The organism is Rickettsia tillamookensis (genome assembly GCF_016743795.2).
Taxonomy (GTDB): domain Bacteria; phylum Pseudomonadota; class Alphaproteobacteria; order Rickettsiales; family Rickettsiaceae; genus Rickettsia; species Rickettsia tillamookensis.
Map to the genome: position 1 here is coordinate 983,461 of NZ_CP060138.2, position 17,821 is coordinate 1,001,281.

The following is a 17,821-nucleotide window of genomic DNA, read 5'->3' on the forward strand; positions in this document are numbered from 1 at the left end:
TCATTGCGAGGAAATTTACAATAGTAAATTGACGAAGCAATCTCAGGAGTTTGTTATTATTTCATGAGATTGCCACGCAGCCTACGGCTGCTCGCAATGACGATTTAGTTGTTATATGGAGAATAAAATGGTTAAAGTAGCTATCGTATATTATAGTGGATATGGTCATACTGCAAAAGTAGTTGAAGAACTAAATAAGAGCATAAAAGAAGCAGGAGCAAATGTTTCTATTATACAAATAAATAAAGAAAAACCTGATAATATCGATTGGGATTTATTAGATAATGCGGATGCTATCATTTTTGGAGTCCCAACCTATATGGGTAGCTTAGCCGGATCGTTTAAAATATTTATGGAAGCTACCTCAACTAGATGGGCACAGCAAAAATGGAAAGATAAAATAGCAGCAGCTTTTACTAATTCCGCCTCTTATTCAGGTGATAAATTATGTAGCATTCAGCAGCTATTTCACTTTGCTATGCAGCATTGTATGATTTGGGTTGGGCAAGCTGAAGCTGCTCCTAATTTTGCTGATCATGAGATGCCTGATCCGGATAAAATTAACCGCTTAGGTAGCTGGTCAGGACTTATGACTCAATCTAATCACAAATCCTCTCCTGATATTACTCCTACCGTGGGCGATTTAAAAACTGCTAATTTATTTGGTAAAAGAATAGTTGAAGTAACTAAGAAGTTTAAAGGGTAAAGTCCATAGCCGAGACAGCTTTGTTGCATGGTTCGGTTTTTCGTCATTGCGAGAAGAATTACGTAGTAATCAAGGCGAAGCAATCTCAGGAGTTTGTTATTACTTCATGAGATTGCTACGTCGCCTACGGTTCCTCGCAATGATGGCTTGGGTATCCACACAACAAAGTCTGCAGCCCACGCAGAGAAATAATATCTTAATTAACTTCTAACAAATGATGATGGTTTTTGTGAACTCCTATTACTTAGAATTTTTTGAGCATGCGTAGTCGTTTTAGCATCTCGTTCTCCTTTAGTTTTTAGAATTTTTGATTTATTACTATTAACACTAACATCACTCCAATTACCACTATCGCTTTCACTGCCACTACTGCTACTACTATCACTCATCTTCATAGCAACTCTTCGTGCTAAAATTGATGCAACTCCATTAGGTTTGTTAACATCCTGAGCAGGCTTACTATGCGAATGTGCAACCGGTTTTCCTGTATTAGGATCAAATTCAACTTTTCTTAGTTTGTGTTCACCTCTTATAGACTGCAGCAATAAGTCTCTAGAATCTTGTGTCTTAACATCCGTTTTTTCAACTTTTCTTAGATTTTTTGGTCCTGCTATTTCTCTCATTAAATCAGAAGTATCTATAGAAGGACGTGGTTGATTTTCCGGTTTTTTAACCGTAGTAGTAACTCCTACAGGTTTAGATAATGTCTCAGTCTGAGCCGGAGCCATAGTAGGCATAGGCGGTGGTGGCGGCGGAATGTTATTTTTCGATAAAGGAGGTGGCGGCGGTGGTGATGGAATATTATTTTGCGATAAAGGAGGCGGCGGCGGTGGTGATGGAATATTATTTTGCGATAAAGGAGGCGGCGGCGGTGGTGATGGAATATTATTTTGCGATAAAGGAGGCGGCGGTGTTACACTATTTTCCAAAGGTTTAGCTAGGGACGAATTTGCTAATATTGGTTCTTTTTTTGAAGCCATGTGATTTGTAAGGTTACTTACTATCTTTTGTAACTCCTCATTGTCAGGCAACTTTGCAATTATATCATTAATATTTCTTTCCTTATTTTCAATTAATTCCTCAAATTTATGCTTCGTTTTATATAATTGTTCATCAATCTTTCTAATTGTTCTAGTATTACTTTCTTTGTTTTTTGCTAAAACCTGCTCACTATTATTTACAAAAACATTTTTAACATTTTGCCAAATATTATTTAATTTTTCAAAAAATGTATAAGGTATTTCTTCCCTAATTTCAGCAACTCGTTTTTGTATTTCCTTAAGTTCTCTGATATTAGAATTCTCAGATATTAAATTTTGGATGTTTTGTTTTGTAGCATTTAAAGAATTATATTGTTTCTCTAGTTCTTCAGCCTTAATGAATTGTAAAGGATTTGTCATATTTAGAGCTGAAAATCTTTCAGGTTTACTCTTATAACTAAAATATACTTCCGATAATCTTTCTCTTTGTTCTTTAGATAAATCTTTCTTTGTTAAATCCTTAAAATTTTTTTCGATTTCTTCTTGTAATTCTTGCTTTAAAGGTGCAGATTTTTCCGCTATATTATATATCTTATTATCAATATCTTTTAATATTTTGTTATTATACTTTATTGCTTCATTTGTTAACTGTTCTTCACTTTTTACAAAAATATACTTTACATTAGAAACTGTTTTTACAAATCTTTTAAACCAAGGCAGCGATCTATTATGTTCTTTTTCTAGTTCTTTAGTTTCATTTTGTATTTCGATTAAACCTTGCAACTTCTTATTTTGTTCGCATAATTCATTTACTTGGCTTAATATAGTATTTAAAGCATTATTTTCTTGTGCTAATAATTTATTTATATCTATTTCTTTAGCCACGCCATACACCTACTATAAATTAATGTCGGCATTATAGTAAATTTCTCGTACAAAAGCAAAGGGAAAGTTAATTTATGTTAATATATTCTCAATAAATGAAAAGTAAATAGACGAAGTTCAACTTGGAAAAGAGCAAAGAGTTTGTAAACCGAGGAGCGGCAGCAGTTAATAAACGTTCAACATCCGAGGACTTACAAAGATATTGTCACCAATTTTGGGTGTTCAACGTTTATATCATTAACGTAATTTTAAGGATGATAAGCCTATAAGAGCAAATATAACTGAAATAATCCAAAATCTTATTACGACTTTTGATTCTGCCCAACCGTGTTTTTCAAAATGATGATGGAGCGGTGCCATTTTAAATATTCTTTTTCCTTTAGTAGCTTTGAAATAATATACCTGTAAAATTACGGATGCAGTTTCAATAACAAACAAGCCGCCGACTATAGCTAGAACTATTTCATGCTTAGTAATGACACTAATAATACCAAGTACACCGCCAAGACTTAGACTACCGGTATCGCCCATAAAAACTTCTGCCGGTTGTGCATTAAACCACAAAAATCCAAGACAGCTACCGACGAGTCCCGCACATAACACCGTTAACTCTCCGGTATTCGGTATATAGGTTAGCTGCAAGTAGTTCGAGTAAATTAGATTTCCTACTAAATAACTTATTAAAGCAAAAGAACCTGCAGTAAGAGCAATAGGAACGGTAGCAAGCCCGTCAAGCCCGTCCGTTAGATTCACGGCATTAGAAGAGCCGACTATAACAAATATAGCAAAAACTATATAAAAATAACCAAGATTCAAACTTAAATTTTTAAAAAACGGTACGTTAAGTAAATGACTTGGATTTTTATCTAGATATTCTAGTAAAATACATATGATTAAGCTAATAATTCCTTGCAGCAAAAGCTTACTTTTTCCCCTTACCCCGTAATGGTTATTTTTAGTTACCTTAGTATAATCATCCATAAATCCTATAATACCGAAGCTAATAAAACCAAATAACGTAATCCAAATATATTTATTAGTTAAATCAGCAAGTAATAAAGTAGAAAGACAACTAGACAAAATAATCATAATGCCTCCCATTGTCGGAGTACCTGCTTTTGTTTGATGCGATTCAGGTCCGTCTGAGCGTATAGGCTGACCGTTTTTTTGAAGAGATCGAAGAAATTTTATTAATATAGGACCGGTGATAAAACTAAGGCTTAGAGTTATAATAATAGCAAGACCACTACGGAAAGTAATATAGTGAAATAAATTAGCTATATGTGAATTATGAATATGAGGAAGTAAAAGATTGTATAACATTTGTAGATTTAAATTAAAAAGTGTGTTTTGATGTTGTTTATTGTTGCCTGGATATCAAATCGTCATTGCGAACAGGTATTGTTACGTGGACACCGAGCCGTCATTGCGAGGGGAGACATTGTTGCGTGGACCGGTAAAACCCACTGTGTCACCCCGTGGCTTGTCCACGGGGTCCAGAAAAACAATAAAAAATACTAATAATTTTAGTATTTTTAACTGGATCCCGTGGTCAAGCCACGGGATGACAGAGGTAAAATCGATCCACGCAGCCTACGGCTGCTCGCAATGACGATTGAGGAATCTTACAACATTAAAAATATCCTAGTGTATTTATTTATAATAATCAACAATCTTATCAAGTTTTATACCTCTTGAACCTTTTATTAAGATAAGCTCATTACCTTCAAATAAATCCGTAATATGTGTAATTAATTCATCAACATTTTTAAAGTATTTTTTAGCTATTTTGGGAGGTAGTAAATCATAAATATATTTAGCATTTACTCCTACTAAATAGACCTTAGAACAAGCCGCATCTAATATATACTGCACTAGTTCCTCATGTAATCGTTTAGAATTTTCCCCTAGCTCTAGCATATCGCCTATTATAGCGGTTTTATTCTTGGCAGGTACTTGTTTTAAATATTCTAATGCAGCTTTCATTGACTGGGGACTTGCGTTATAGTAATCACAAATTACACGAGAATTTTGTATATCGATAATTTTCCCTCTTCCTTCGGTTGGAGAAATATTTGCTAAGTGATTTGCAGCTATCTCTATATCTTGACCTAATATATCAACAATTAAAAGTACACCGGTATAATTTTCGGCAAAATGCCTAGGAATGAACGGTATAGTTACACTTAAGGACTTATTATTTATCTTGTACTTTAAGTGGACTTGCTCTCCTAGGTTCTCATATAAAACTAATTGTGCAGGTGTATTATGTGATGTGCCGAAGTTATATACCCTATTAATAGAGAGATTTTTTAATATCGATACTATTTTATTATAGAAATTAGTATCGGCATTAATAACGGCAATATCATTTTTGCTAAAATTTTCAAAAATCTCACATTTAGCTTCAGCTATATCTTTAAGTGAGCAAAAAAATTCTAAATGAGCTTCCGAAATATTAGTAATCATGGCAATATTCGGCTTTAATATTTGAACCAGCTCCCTTATCTCGCCTTTATGGTTCATGCCAAGCTCAAAAATAGCATATTCCGTATCATCAGCCATTGAGGCAAGATTAATGAGCATACCAAGCTTGTTATTAAAATTACCCCTACTAGCAAATACTAAAGAATTATGTTGTAATAATATTTTCAATGCTTCTTTAGTAGAAGTTTTACCGACGCTACCTGTTATAGCTATGAATTTAGCTTTTGAATTCTCTCGTTTATACAAAGCCATTTTTTGTAGAGCTTCAGAACAATCATCAACTAGGATAATTTTATCTTTATCATTTATCTCTACTTGCTTACTAACAATTACGGCTGCCGCCCCTTTATCTATAGCATCTAGAGCATAATCATGACCGTCTCTATTACCTTGAAGTGCTATGAATAAATCACCTTTTTTAACATCTTTGGAGTTGAATTGCACTTCATTACAATTGATGGAATTATTTATTGTTATACTAAGAGCAGCACTTAAAGTTTCAGAGTTCCAAATCATATTATAGTGTTTTGTATTGTTATGTTTATGTCATTCTTGCAAAATCAGAGCTTTAACCGTCATTGCGAGCGACTAAAAGGAGCGTGGCAATCTCAGGATTTTGGCATGAGATTGCCGCGTCAAGGCTTCGCCTTTCCTCGCAATGACGTTAGTTTCCTCACAATCTCAGCATCATCAAAAGGTAATTTCTTATCGCCTATAATTTGGTAATTTTCATGACCTTTACCGGCAATTAATAAGATATCGTCTTGTTTTAAATTATTTATACCATATTTAATAGCCTCTTCCCTGCCAGCTATTTCAATATAATTTGTTTTACTTATACCGCTTATGATTTCAGCTCTGATAAGCTTTGGATCTTCATTGCGTGGGTTATCATCTGTAATTATAACATAATCGGCGAGTTTTGCGGCTATGCTCCCCATAAGACTTCTCTTTGCTTTATCACGATTACCACCGCAGCCAAAAACTACGCTTAACTTACTATCACGTAATTTAATATTTTTCAGCTCTGTTAAAGCTTTTTCAAGAGCATCCGGAGTATGGGAATAATCAACAAAAATATTAGCGTTACCTATTCGCTCCATTCTACCTTTTACCGATTTAACTTGTGTTAGAATTTCGATGATTTTATTAAAATCAAATCCTGTATAATGAATACTAAGAGCGGCAATTAATAAATTACTAGCCTGAAAACTACCAATTATCGGTGTATTAAAATTATATTTTCTATTATTAAATATAAAGTCAATATTTTGTCCTTTTAAAGAACCATTAATTTTAGTTATTTCTAAATCACCTTTTTTTCCGACAGTTATAAATTTAATATTATGGTTATGTAGATAATCTTTAATAAATTCTATTTCTTCTATATCGGAATTTAATATTGCAAGACCGCCATGTAATAAATGGTCAGTAAATAATTTCAGCTTAGCTAATAAATAATTTTCTTTTGTATGGTGATAATCTAGATGATCCTGACTAAAGCTAGTAAAACATGCGATATTTACTTTTATTTCCCCAAGTCTTGCTTGATCAAGGCCATGGCTAGAAGCTTCAAAAGCTAAATATTCTATATTGTTTTCAGCTAAATTATGAGCGATTCTTCTAAAGCTTAAATAATCGAGTGTAGTCAACTCCGGCACATCATTTACAAGATAATCGCAGCCAAAAATCTCTACACCTATCGTACCTATAGATGCTGCTTTTTTCCTAAGTAATGAATATGTCTGAGCTATATAGGACACTACCGAGCTTTTACCGTTAGTACCGGTTACAGCTATTAGATTCTTTAGTTTTTTAGGATAGAAGATTTCTATAGCTTCATATAAAGCTGCTTGTACATCTTCTACGTAAATTACTTTATCATCTATAATAGTATTTTTTTTATTGTCTGTAATTACTAATGCTGCCGCCTGATTTAAAGCATCCTTAATAAAATCATTTCCATCGACATTTTGTCCTTTAATCGCAAAAAAGACATCATTCTCCTTAACGGTTTTAGAATTAATCGACAAACCTTTTATGTTATGTTTTTGGAATAATTGTTTTAGGTTATGGGGCATAAATAATATTACATATGTCATCCCGTGGCTTGACTACGGGATCCATAAAAAAAAGTGTTATCGTCATTGCGAGCAGACATAGGCTGCGTGGCAATCTCATCCAATATCCTGAGATTGCTTCGTCAAAATTTATAATTTTTCCTTGCAATGACGGAGTAGAAATGACATCAAACTTCTGCTAATTTCCAAAGTAACTGATTTGCTTCAACAATTATATTTTTATCTACCAATTTCTTGATATATACTAGCTTATTATCCGGTTTGATTTTTGCCTGATTAGAGTAAGTACTAACGAATTTCAAAATTTTATCGGTCATATCGGCATTTTTATAAAATTTAATCACAAATCCGTTATCTCCTGAATCTAAATTCTCAATATTTAACTTAAAGCATAATAGTTTTATTTTTACAATATCAAGTAAATTATTAAATTCAATCGGTAGTGAGCCAAATCTATCAATCATCTCATCTTTAAATTTCTCTACTTCTATCTCATTGCTTAAATTACCTATTCTTCTATATAGCCCAAGTTTAAGAGCTGAATCAGACACATAATTATCGGGAATAAAGACGGATAATCCTAAATTAATAGTCGGAATAAAGAGCTGCTCCGAGACAATCGGTTCATCTTTAAAAATAGCTATTTGTTCTTCCAGCATTTCTTGATAGAGTTCCGTACCTACTTCCTTAATTTGTCCTGATTGTTCTTCACCTATCAAATTACCAAAGCCCCGTAAATCCATATCATGACTTGCAATAGTAAAACCTGAACCTAAAGCACAACTATTTTGTATTATCTCTAAACGTCTTAACGAGTGCGATGTCATCTTTTTATGACTTGCTACCGTTAGATAGGCATAGCCTCGCACTTTACCTCGACCTATCCGACCACGCAATTGATATAGCTGGCTAAGCCCCAGCATATCGGCCTTATGTATGACCATGGTATTTGCTTCGGCTATATCAATTCCCGATTCTATAATAGTAGTTGAGACTAGTATATCGAATTTGCCGGCATAAAATTCACTCATAACCTCATCAATTTTACTCGGGGTCATTTTTCCGTGAGCTATTTTATAGCTTAATTCCGGCACGATTTGTTTTAATTGTTTTTCGATATCCTCTATATCTTTAATTCTTGGAACTACATAAAAGCTTCTTCCACCCCTAAAATGTTCGCGTAATAATGCATCTCTAATAATAACAGGATCAAACGGCATAACCACCGTCCGAACTTCCAGCCTGTTTAGAGGCGGCGTTGCAATAATGCTAAGTTCTTTTAAACCGGTCATTGACATTTGCAACGTTCTAGGAATCGGTGTTGCCGACATTGCAAGTACATGAGAAGAAGATTTTAGTGATTTAAGAAATTCTTTTTGACCGACACCGAAATGTTGTTCTTCATCGATTATTAACAATTTCAAATTAAAGAATTTTGTATTTTTGTGTAATAAAGAATGAGTGCCTATTATTATATTTATTTTACCGTTTTCAAGCTCTGATCTTATAATTTTTGCTTCTTTAGAACTAATAACGCTAGATAATTGCTTAATATTTAAACCAAATCCCTTAAACCTTTCTATGAACCTTGAAAAATGTTGACTACATAAAATAGTTGTCGGTACAACTACGGCTACTTGAGGTAAATGTTCATTTAGAGATTTTGCTACCATAAAGACGGCACGCATTGCTACCTCTGTTTTACCAAACCCGACATCACCGCATATTAACCTATCCATTAACATACCGTTTCTCAAGTCTTCTTTAATATCGTTTATAGCGGTTAACTGGTCTTCCGTTTCGCTGAAAGGAAAATTAGCACAAAATTTATCATATTCTTCAAGATCAAATTCAACGGAAGCACTGCTATTAAGTTTCCTTTTAGCTGCTATTTGTATTAAATGCAGTGCTATCTCTTTTATACGGTTTTTAAGTTTCGCCTTACTTCTTTGCCATGAGACGCTGCCAAGCTTATCAAGCTCTGCATTATCATTGCCGTATTTTTTTATTACCTCTATATTTTCAACGGGTATATATAATTTATCATTACCGGCATATAAAATCTTTAAAAAATCATGTAGTTTGCCTTTGATTTCTAAAGCTTCTAGCTTTAAAAACTGCCCTATTCCATGATCTTTGTGTACTACAAACTCACCTTCAGCTAAATTATCAAGCTCCAGCAAGATATTTTTAAGCTTTTTGTTAGTGTTTGTAGAGCTAGATTTTTCTTCTAATAATTCGCTAGCGGTAATAAATAAATATTCTTTAGTATAAAAGTTTTGATTTAAAGGAATTATCCCGACATTTATTACTGAAGCCTTAGCCTCATCTAATTTATTTATCTCATAATATTTATATTCATAATTTTGGGTGATGCTTTTAATTCTCTCAAGACCGCTTAAAGAAGCTGCACCTATTACGATTTTTTTAGAAGAATGAGCTTTAATAATCTCAAATAATTTATCGAAAACCGTTTTCTTTTCTATAAAGCTTGTAGCAGCTATATTTTCAATTAGAGTTGCTTGCTCAGAATTTTCATAACTAATCAATATATTATTTTTTTGTTCTAGTAATTCCGTTATTTCAGAAGCGGTAAAATATAAGCTAGTCGGTGAAAGGGTGGGATAGAAACTATTAAATTTAAGTTTATTCTCCTCTAACCTTGCTGAATAAAAATCATTATAACTATGCTCAAACTCTAAAATGGCTTGTTTTGATAAATTATCGAATATAAAAATAGGATCGTTTAGGTAATCTACTAAGTTAGAGCAGGAATTATAAAATAATGGAAGTAATTGTTCATATCCTGCGAATTTTCTTCCCGATATCACCGCCTCATATAAAGGATTATCGGTATGATTAACTCCAAAATTTCGTAAGTAATTATTCTTAAAATTACCGATTGTTTCAGAGTTTAAAACTATCTCATTTGCAGGACTAATAACGAGTTCGCTGCAAGATTTAGTTGAAATTTGTGTATCAATATCAAATTCTTTTATTGATTCAATATAATCCCAGCTAAAATTAATTCTATAAGCTTTAGGACCAGGCAATATTATATCAATGATTTCGCCTCTAACCGCAAATTCCCCGACATCGATGCTACTCGCATTTCTTGTAAAACTATTTTCTACTAGAAACATAGCAAGCTCATCCGTAGTAAATTTCATTTTAGGGGATAATTTCAAAAAATATTTAGAAAAAAAATCTTTCGGCGGTAATTTGTTTAATAAGTTCGCTGCATGAGTTATGAGTAATTTGCCGTTACTATTATCTGTTGTTAGCTTGGTTAATGTTTCTGCACGTCTAGATAAGATATTTGCATTTGGTGACGTATGGTCGTAAGGGATAGTATCATAGCTTGGAAAGTAATAAATATTTTCATTAGAAGAAAAAAATAATGCTTGCTTGTATAATTGCAACGCTTCATCTTCATTACTCGCACTTAATATCAAATCTTGCTTAAGATTCTTAGTAAAATTATGGATTGCAAAGAAAGATTTGGCAGCCGCCGGAAATTTTTGTTGTAACATTCTACAGGAGTTTATATTTTTGCTATTTTGCGTAATTTATCAATTATTTCGGCATCTAGATAAGAAGGAGCAGAAGATTTATTATTAATCCAATTATAAAGATCATTATCATTTTGATCAAGTATTAAAGTATAGCTTTCAAGTTTTTTTTCATCCATTAAGGATAGGTATTTTTCGGCAAAGCTACCGAGTATATAATCCATTTCTTTGCAACCACGATTTTTACTACGATAAAAAAGTTTCTTTTGTAAAGAGTTTTTATTTAATTTATTCATCTATAACATCTTGCAAAAATTTTTTATAATAATATTATTAAAATTATCAGATACCAAGATCATTTTAAAATGCTTTAATAATTAAGCACTCTAATAAATCCATATTCTATTAATTTTTATTTTTATCAATAACAGCAAAAAAGCGTAAATATGTCGGTTCAAAATATCTGTTCTACAAAAGCTTATGATATATTAATTTCAAATGATAATGCTTTTCTTGTGGATGTTAGAACAGAAGAAGAGTGGCAACAAGTTGGGATACCTCATTTAGATAATAAAAATAAGGTGATATTTTTGAGTTGGCAATTGAATAAAGATTTTGAAGATAATTTTTTATCTATAATTAAAGATAAAATAGGTGCAATAATATTTTTTCTATGCCGTTCAGGATATAGGTCATTTATCGCAGCAAATTTTATAGCTAATATGGGTTATAAAAATTGTTATAATATTAGTGACGGCTTTGAAGGAAATAATCAAGACAAAGGCTGGAAACAAAATAACTTACCGTGGCAGTTTTAAGTGAGTACTAATCAAATAATTTTAACGGATCAAGGTGATAATTATGTAAATGTCTGGAGTCACGTGGCTCAAGACCTTTACAATCATTACGGTGAAACTCTATATAATAGCTGGTTTAGTAAAGTCAATTTTATAGAATCTTCATTAAATACCGTTATTCTTTGTGCCCCTACTAACTTTGTTAGAGATTGGATAAAATCCAAGTACTCTATGGTCATATTGCAACTATTTCAACATTATAATAATACCATTAAGTCTATTGAAATAATTACTAAAGAGTTACCTGGGACAACCCAAACAGTTATAGAATTACCTACTAAGACTTTTGCCGATATCGGCAGCAGTGAGCTTAATTCGGAAAATATCTTTTCAACCCTTGACGTACGGTTTACTTTCGATAATTTTGTGGTTGGAGCCCCAAATGAGCTAGCTTATGCAGCAGCAAGAGCGGTTGCGGAATCATCAGGTGCGGTTTCTGAGTCTAATCCGCTTTTTCTATATGGCGGCGTAGGGCTTGGTAAAACTCATTTAATGCATGCAATCGGTTGGTATATCAAACAGAATAATCCAAGCCGCAAAGTGATATATATGTCGGCAGAGAAGTTTATGTATCAGTTCGTTAAAGCATTGCGTAACAAAGAAGTGATAGCATTTAAAGAAAAATTTCGCTCAGTTGACGTATTGATGATTGATGATATTCAATTTATTTGCGGTAAAGATAGTACACAGGAAGAATTTTTCCATACTTTTAATACTCTGATTGATAATAATCGTCAAATGGTTATTTCCTGTGATAGGTCACCTTCAGATTTAGATAATATTGAAGATCGGATAAAATCTCGTCTTGGGTGGGGCTTAGTTGCCGATGTTCATAGTACTACTTATGAGCTACGACTCGGTATTCTAGAATCTAAGATTGAGCAGATGAACGTTAAAATACCGAAAGACGTAATTGATTTTTTAGCATCTAAAATCGTTTCAAACGTTAGAGAACTTGAAGGAGCTTTAAATAAAGTGATTGCTCATTCTAATTTCACTTTAAAAGAAATTACCCTCGAAAATACACAAAATATTTTAAGAGATTTATTACGTTCTAATGAAAGAATAATTACCGTTGAAGATATTCAGAAAAAGGTAGCTAGTCGTTATAATATTAAATTATCCGATATGTCTTCTTCTCGAAGATTACGAGAAGTTGCAAGACCGCGTCAAATAGCTATGTATCTTAGTAAAGCATTAACGCCGAAAAGTTTAGCTGATATCGGTAAAAAATTCGGTAAAAAAGACCACACGACGGTTATGCATGCTATTAAGAAAGTAGAAGAATTGCTGGAAAATGATATAGAATTACGTGAAGAGATTAATTTGCTGATGAAAATATTGCAGAACTAACCCGTACCTTGACCAGTGTTGTTGCATGGCTCAGAAAACCTGCTGGGTGTCATACCGTGGCTTGTCCACGGTATCCAGTAAAACAACTAAAAATACTAATAATATTAGTATTTTTAACTGGATCCCGTGAATAAATCACAGGATGACAAAAAAAACTGAGCCACACAACAACACCGGCTTGACCACGGTATCTAGAAAAAAAAATAGACACATACTAATATTATAAGTTGTATTACTGGATGCCGTGGTCAAGCCACGGCATGACACAGTATGTTTTACCTATCATGCCCTCAAAAAACAATCCAGCAAAAGAAATCTTTTTAAGGCTATCCGGAAAATACCGAATTAACAGAATTATAGATAATTATGGTTATGGTGAGGGGATAGCGTATTTTCTACAGCTAAATTCACAAAGCTTCAGACAAGATAAATTTAAGAGCAAGCCTGCGGAGCGTACAAAAGTACGTGAGCAAAGGCTTGACTCAAAAAATTTGCTTGTATCAAGCTTTGTGAATGACGCTGTACCTGAAAGTTTAAACGAATTAATCTATAAAGAGGAATTGCAAATTCATTATAACGACTACGATTATCAAATCCCCGCTAATAAAGAATATAGATATGTTTTAGAAGATGATAATATTGTAAAATATTTTGCCAAAGCAGAAAATAGCTTATTTCATCGTTTAGATTTTATAGATAACTCAAGAGCTACAGGTAGCCATTTATGCGGCGAAGACCAATATAATGCTACCTATATATTTTTAAATCCTGATTCTTTTACTCTAAACTATAAAGTTCTAGGACCTCAAAAAGACTATAATATTAATACTGTTTTTAATCGTGTATAGTATACTCGATGAACTTGAAAAATTGGCTATGTCGTCTTTGTAAGTCCTCGAATGCTCAGGTATTATTATACGCTTCGCTCCTCGGCTTACAGCTAGATTACTCTTTTCCAAGTTGAACTTCGTATATCAACTCTTCATTTCATAGGAGTATATTAGCATCTTCTCCTATTAATTTAAAATATGCTTTCATATTATCGTCTATAGCATCAGGTACCAAAGTTTGATTAATGTTATCATCATTTTCATTATATATATCTATTTTTTTAGAAAGAGATATTTTTAATCTCTTTTTAGCTGAGACAGGAGAAATAGTTTGATTAAATTTTGCTGTAACATCTTTTAATACATCTTTGGTATATTCAGGTGCATCAATGTCATACCATTCTTTTATTTTATCGCATAAAATTTGTAGGATTTCTGGTAGGATTTTTTTAATATCTTTCTTTAGAGTTTCCTTTTTTTGAACTAAAAAACCTTCAATATTCTTTAAGCTTTCAGTAAATTCCAAGTAGGTTATTTCAATTAAATCCTTTAAATCTCTCGAAAAATCCTTTTTTTCAAGCAATTTAGTTTTTGTAAGCTTTAAATTGCGCTCTCCTTTATTATTTACTTCAAAAATTAAAGCAGTTAAATTTTGCTCTAATGAATTTAACAAATTCGTAGGACAAGGTTCTAGTTTATTAACTTTTTCTAAAAAAGATTTAATATCATTAAGGCTTATATTATCTATATTTTTACCTTTATTAAACTGTATTGCAGCCCTGACGCTTAAGCTTTGTGCTATATTTTCCAATTTAAAATTATTTAATTTTTCGCTAAGCCATTTTATTAAAATATTACCTTCTTTGATAAGTAATAGATCACCGTTTTGTACATTTGTAATGTCATAATCTATTGAGCAGGAATTTGGTAATACAGATTTATAGTTTTTAATTACGCCTCTTGTTTGAGCAACGGCATGCTCTATAGACATAGGAAAAAGCTCTTTATCAGATAGGAATATTCCATCTTTGTCAATAAGCTCTAAAAACATCGGAGCTGTAAATAAGGTCGCATTATTTCTATGCATCTCGACTATAAACAGCAAATGCGTTAATTTTTCAGCAAAGTAATTTAGTTTTCGCGGTAATTCTTCTGTATTTTGCGTTGGTTCTTTAGCATGTATAACTTCAAATATACGTTTTATAATAGCATGTTTATATTCGGATTCTTTCTCAAATTTGGATAAAACTTCATCGTATTTTCCTAAATCCGGTACATCGGTTTGTACATTACCGGTTTTATAATGTACTATATGATTAATCGTAAAGGTCTCTTCTCTAGTATTTGATATATTACATATAGTAGATAAAGCACTATTTGTTTCTTCTAAAATTCGATGCTTTAGCTGATTTTTATCATTCCTGTCAATCATTGCAGCAAAAGCTAAAAGCCCTTTGGAATCATGTATTGTATAATTTAATGGATTCTTACTTATGCTTCTTAAGTTGATATTACTGTTTTGTAATTCTTGTAATAATACTTTTTTAGCATAATCCGCAGTAATATTCTTATTTAAAGTAAACATCTTAGGAATAGAGCGATTCGGATTAAATACAGAATCTAATAGCCTTTGATAATCCTTATCACTTATATTTTCTTTGTTGTCATCTTTAAATAATTTACTTAAATGTTTATTAAAAGCAGTTTTAATAATATTAAAATTTTTTTCGCAATAATCATTATCTACAGTTAATATTTCGGATTTAATTTTTTTATAAATATCCCTAATAGCAGAATCTTTATAAAATCCATCGGCTAACTTATGCAATACTAAACCAAACCTAAGCTTTAGATCTTCAGAATCATTTATATACTTAATATCTAGTATATTTTTTAATAAAAAATCAAGATACCTTGGCAAAGTATAATTTTCTTTTGTCTCTTCATCAGAAGAGCTATCAAAAATTTTGTGTTTTAGTGTCATTATTTATAGTAGAATTAATATTAAATTATTCAGAAAAATATATTCCAAGGAGCGGGATTAAAGTTTTTTTTAAAGTATCTATAGCATCTAGAGTGTCTGCAGTATGTACATGAAACCCATCTCTATTTAATAATAAATCATCTATAATATCTATAATATTCAAAGTTTCACCCGTGGTACCTTCAAAGCAATTTTTAAGTGCTAAGATTTTAGTAATACTATTATTCTTAAAATACTTAAGTAATTTTTGTTTTGCATAAGTAATTTTGCCCTCTTCATTAGCAATGCTATCAAGCTTTGGTCCGACCCTACTCATCATTAAGTTTACTTCTTCAGCTAATAACTCAGGGTTTACACCCCTGTAGCTAACTAACATATCTTATACCCTTATAGTTATAATATTAGCTATATACTAAAATATTAATCATTAATCAAGTCTTCTTTACTAATAGTTACAATTTTTTGCATAAGTTAAATTTTGTTAAGTTTGTATAGATAAATTTATTGACAAAAGTTAATTTTTATTATATTTTGCTCTCTTAATATTTTTGAAAGGTGGTTATGGTAGATATAAGCAATACTAATAAGAGTAGCTTAGCACTATTTGAGGGCGGCGGAGTAAAAGGAGAGATCCATTTAGAAAAATTAAAAATAATAGAGCAAATAACCGGTAAGCCTACTTGCAAGATATTCGATTTTACTGGAGGGACCAGTGTTGGAGGACTTATTCCTATTTTGCTTAATTTACCGGATCCTAATAATCCCGGAAAACCTTTATTCAGTGCAGAGCAAGCTCAAGAACTGTTTGAAGAAATGGCACACGATATTTTTCCGGAAGGATTAACTTTTAGAAAATTTTGGAGTTTTAATGGCTTATTCAGCTATAAATTTTCTCCTGAACCATTAGTAAAGTTATTGAAAGAATATTGTAAGGATTATACCCTAAAGGATTTAATCGGTGATGTTGTAGTTACAGGTTATGATCTAAATAATAAACAAAATCCTCTTATGACTTTCTCTACTATAGAGGCTAGAAAAAGTGAAGATAATGATTATTACCTTTCAGATATAATACAAGGAATCACTGCAGCACCCGGATATTTCCCCAGCCACAATTTCAGTAATATAACCAATACTAAATTACATAAAATTATTGATGGTGGAGTATATGCTAATGACCCAACCTTACAAACATGGAAATTATTAAAAGAAAATAACTATAACATAGACAACGCTTTATATTTATCATTAAAAGAAGAAAATAATGATGATTACCAAACTGTTTGTTGCGGCGGAGGAATAATAGAGCTATTAAAAAATAATATGCCCGGTAAAATATTAGAAGCAACACAACAAGCTGATGAAATAACTGCCCAAAGAATTTTTGGTGATAAATTAATAGAAATAGCTACTTATATTCCGGAAAAACATGCTGAGATGAGTAATTCTAGTACTGAAAATCTTCAAGCACTAAAAGAATTTGCTAAAAAATCTATATATGAAAGCTCTACCTTTAGAGATGCACCTTATAATGAAAAGTTTAAAGAAGCTATTGATAAAATAATAAATAATTATAATGCAAATAATCCTGATGATAAAATTGTTATAAATGATTCTTATAAAGAGCTATTCCACATTAATACTTCTAATAACGAGCTTGATGAAGGCTTTGAAGAAGAGAATATAGCAAACAACGAGGATGCAGTTAATACACCGATAGCTCCAGCTCTAGATTCTAAAGATATAAAAGACATAGAACCTGGAAAAGAAGAATTATTAGCAGGTATCAAGGAATTTTTTAATCCATTTATCGAAAAAAATCCAGAAGCAAAAGCAGATATAGAGAATTTTTTACACGAAATAAAAAATTGGACATTAGAAGAAATTGAAAATGGTATTGTTAGTTTTAAAGAAGCTAGCTTAAAATGGCAAGCCGAGCAGAATAACCTTGATGTATTTAGTAGCTGTAGGATGGAAGCCTTAAAAGAGGATATTACTCTTGAGGGTGAAGAGCATACAGATGATGTACCGGGTTATAATGAGATTGTAGCATAATGATTTTTGGCATCTCTAACTTTCTTAATGTCATTCCTGCGTGGCATTGCCTGCGTGGATCAAAAACGCACTCGGTGTCATACCGTGGCTT

The 17,821-nt window shown here is 32.0% G+C and carries 13 protein-coding genes and 1 pseudogene; 6 read left to right on the plus strand and 8 right to left on the minus strand.

The genetic code is table 11. The annotated features are described in order from the left end of the window. Positions 1–127: 127 nt before the first annotated feature. Together H6P87_RS04835 and H6P87_RS04840 are read left to right on the plus strand one after the other, a co-directional pair. Positions 128–448, plus strand: a pseudogene (locus H6P87_RS04835) (flavodoxin family protein); the annotation flags it as partial. Between the two features lie 42 nt (positions 449–490). Then, positions 491–706, plus strand: a complete 216-nt coding sequence (locus H6P87_RS04840) for a transcriptional regulator (protein WP_081427746.1) — start codon at positions 491–493, stop codon at positions 704–706. 200 nt (positions 707–906) lie between these two features. Here the strand turns inward: H6P87_RS04840 and H6P87_RS04845 are convergent, their stop codons facing one another. From H6P87_RS04845 to H6P87_RS04875, 6 genes are all read right to left on the minus strand, one after another. Next, positions 907–2,571 (minus strand): V-type ATP synthase subunit I domain-containing protein, encoded by a 1,665-nt coding sequence (locus H6P87_RS04845; protein ID WP_202068747.1) that lies wholly within the window; start codon positions 2,569–2,571, stop codon positions 907–909. A 237-nt stretch (positions 2,572–2,808) separates the two neighbouring features. Then, the gene (gene mraY / locus H6P87_RS04855) at positions 2,809–3,894 is read right to left on the minus strand and encodes a phospho-N-acetylmuramoyl-pentapeptide-transferase (RefSeq protein ID WP_202068749.1); all 1,086 of its coding nucleotides are present in this window, start codon (positions 3,892–3,894) and stop codon (positions 2,809–2,811) included. Positions 3,895–4,224: 330 nt separating this feature from the next. Next, on the minus strand, positions 4,225–5,574 hold the full coding sequence (locus H6P87_RS04860) for a UDP-N-acetylmuramoyl-tripeptide--D-alanyl-D-alanine ligase (RefSeq protein ID WP_202068751.1): 1,350 nt from the start codon (positions 5,572–5,574) through the stop codon (positions 4,225–4,227). A 119-nt stretch (positions 5,575–5,693) separates the two neighbouring features. Continuing rightward, a complete protein-coding gene (locus H6P87_RS04865; RefSeq protein WP_202068753.1) occupies positions 5,694–7,139 on the minus strand; it encodes a UDP-N-acetylmuramoyl-L-alanyl-D-glutamate--2,6-diaminopimelate ligase in 1,446 nt (481 codons plus the stop codon). A 167-nt stretch (positions 7,140–7,306) separates the two neighbouring features. Continuing rightward, positions 7,307–10,672, minus strand: coding sequence for a transcription-repair coupling factor (gene mfd / locus H6P87_RS04870; RefSeq protein ID WP_202068757.1), 3,366 nt, complete (start codon positions 10,670–10,672; stop codon positions 7,307–7,309). An 11-nt stretch (positions 10,673–10,683) separates the two neighbouring features. Then, the gene (locus H6P87_RS04875) at positions 10,684–10,947 is read right to left on the minus strand and encodes an FAD assembly factor SdhE (protein ID WP_202068759.1); all 264 of its coding nucleotides are present in this window, start codon (positions 10,945–10,947) and stop codon (positions 10,684–10,686) included. Positions 10,948–11,097: 150 nt separating this feature from the next. On the opposite strand from H6P87_RS04875, the gene H6P87_RS04880 reads away from it, so the two are divergent. The 3 genes from H6P87_RS04880 (at position 11,098) to H6P87_RS04890 (ending at position 13,709) form a co-directional block, all read left to right on the plus strand. Then, positions 11,098–11,469, plus strand: a complete 372-nt coding sequence (locus H6P87_RS04880) for a rhodanese-like domain-containing protein (RefSeq protein ID WP_202068760.1) — start codon at positions 11,098–11,100, stop codon at positions 11,467–11,469. After that, positions 11,470–12,861, plus strand: coding sequence for a chromosomal replication initiator protein DnaA (dnaA, locus tag H6P87_RS04885; protein ID WP_202068762.1), 1,392 nt, complete (start codon positions 11,470–11,472; stop codon positions 12,859–12,861). A 284-nt stretch (positions 12,862–13,145) separates the two neighbouring features. After that, a complete protein-coding gene (locus H6P87_RS04890) occupies positions 13,146–13,709 on the plus strand; it encodes a DUF6314 family protein (RefSeq protein ID WP_202068766.1) in 564 nt (187 codons plus the stop codon). Between the two features lie 139 nt (positions 13,710–13,848). Here the strand turns inward: H6P87_RS04890 and H6P87_RS04900 are convergent, their stop codons facing one another. Both H6P87_RS04900 and H6P87_RS04905 read right to left on the minus strand, forming a co-directional pair. Then, positions 13,849–15,675: a hypothetical protein gene (locus H6P87_RS04900; protein ID WP_246437771.1), complete on the minus strand. Its 1,827-nt coding sequence runs from the start codon at positions 15,673–15,675 to the stop codon at positions 13,849–13,851. 25 nt (positions 15,676–15,700) lie between these two features. After that, the gene (locus H6P87_RS04905; protein WP_202068770.1) at positions 15,701–16,051 is read right to left on the minus strand and encodes a hypothetical protein; all 351 of its coding nucleotides are present in this window, start codon (positions 16,049–16,051) and stop codon (positions 15,701–15,703) included. 185 nt (positions 16,052–16,236) lie between these two features. Between H6P87_RS04905 and H6P87_RS04910 the strand changes: the two genes are divergently transcribed. Beyond that, positions 16,237–17,730, plus strand: coding sequence for a patatin-like phospholipase family protein (locus H6P87_RS04910; RefSeq protein WP_202068776.1), 1,494 nt, complete (start codon positions 16,237–16,239; stop codon positions 17,728–17,730). The last annotated feature ends 91 nt before the right edge of the window (positions 17,731–17,821 follow it).

Coding starts and splice junctions, on each gene's coding strand:
- H6P87_RS04900 (WP_246437771.1), bottom strand. CDS start 15,675: ATGACACTAAAACACAAAATTTTTGATAGCTCTTCTGATGAAGAGACA.
- H6P87_RS04875 (WP_202068759.1), bottom strand. CDS start 10,947: ATGAATAAATTAAATAAAAACTCTTTACAAAAGAAACTTTTTTATCGT.
- H6P87_RS04840 (WP_081427746.1), top strand. CDS start 491: ATGATTTGGGTTGGGCAAGCTGAAGCTGCTCCTAATTTTGCTGATCAT.
- H6P87_RS04890 (WP_202068766.1), top strand. CDS start 13,146: ATGCCCTCAAAAAACAATCCAGCAAAAGAAATCTTTTTAAGGCTATCC.
- H6P87_RS04910 (WP_202068776.1), top strand. CDS start 16,237: ATGGTAGATATAAGCAATACTAATAAGAGTAGCTTAGCACTATTTGAG.
- H6P87_RS04860 (WP_202068751.1), bottom strand. CDS start 5,574: ATGATTTGGAACTCTGAAACTTTAAGTGCTGCTCTTAGTATAACAATA.
- H6P87_RS04905 (WP_202068770.1), bottom strand. CDS start 16,051: ATGTTAGTTAGCTACAGGGGTGTAAACCCTGAGTTATTAGCTGAAGAA.
- H6P87_RS04880 (WP_202068760.1), top strand. CDS start 11,098: ATGTCGGTTCAAAATATCTGTTCTACAAAAGCTTATGATATATTAATT.
- mraY (WP_202068749.1), bottom strand. CDS start 3,894: ATGTTATACAATCTTTTACTTCCTCATATTCATAATTCACATATAGCT.
- H6P87_RS04865 (WP_202068753.1), bottom strand. CDS start 7,139: ATGCCCCATAACCTAAAACAATTATTCCAAAAACATAACATAAAAGGT.
- mfd (WP_202068757.1), bottom strand. CDS start 10,672: ATGTTACAACAAAAATTTCCGGCGGCTGCCAAATCTTTCTTTGCAATC.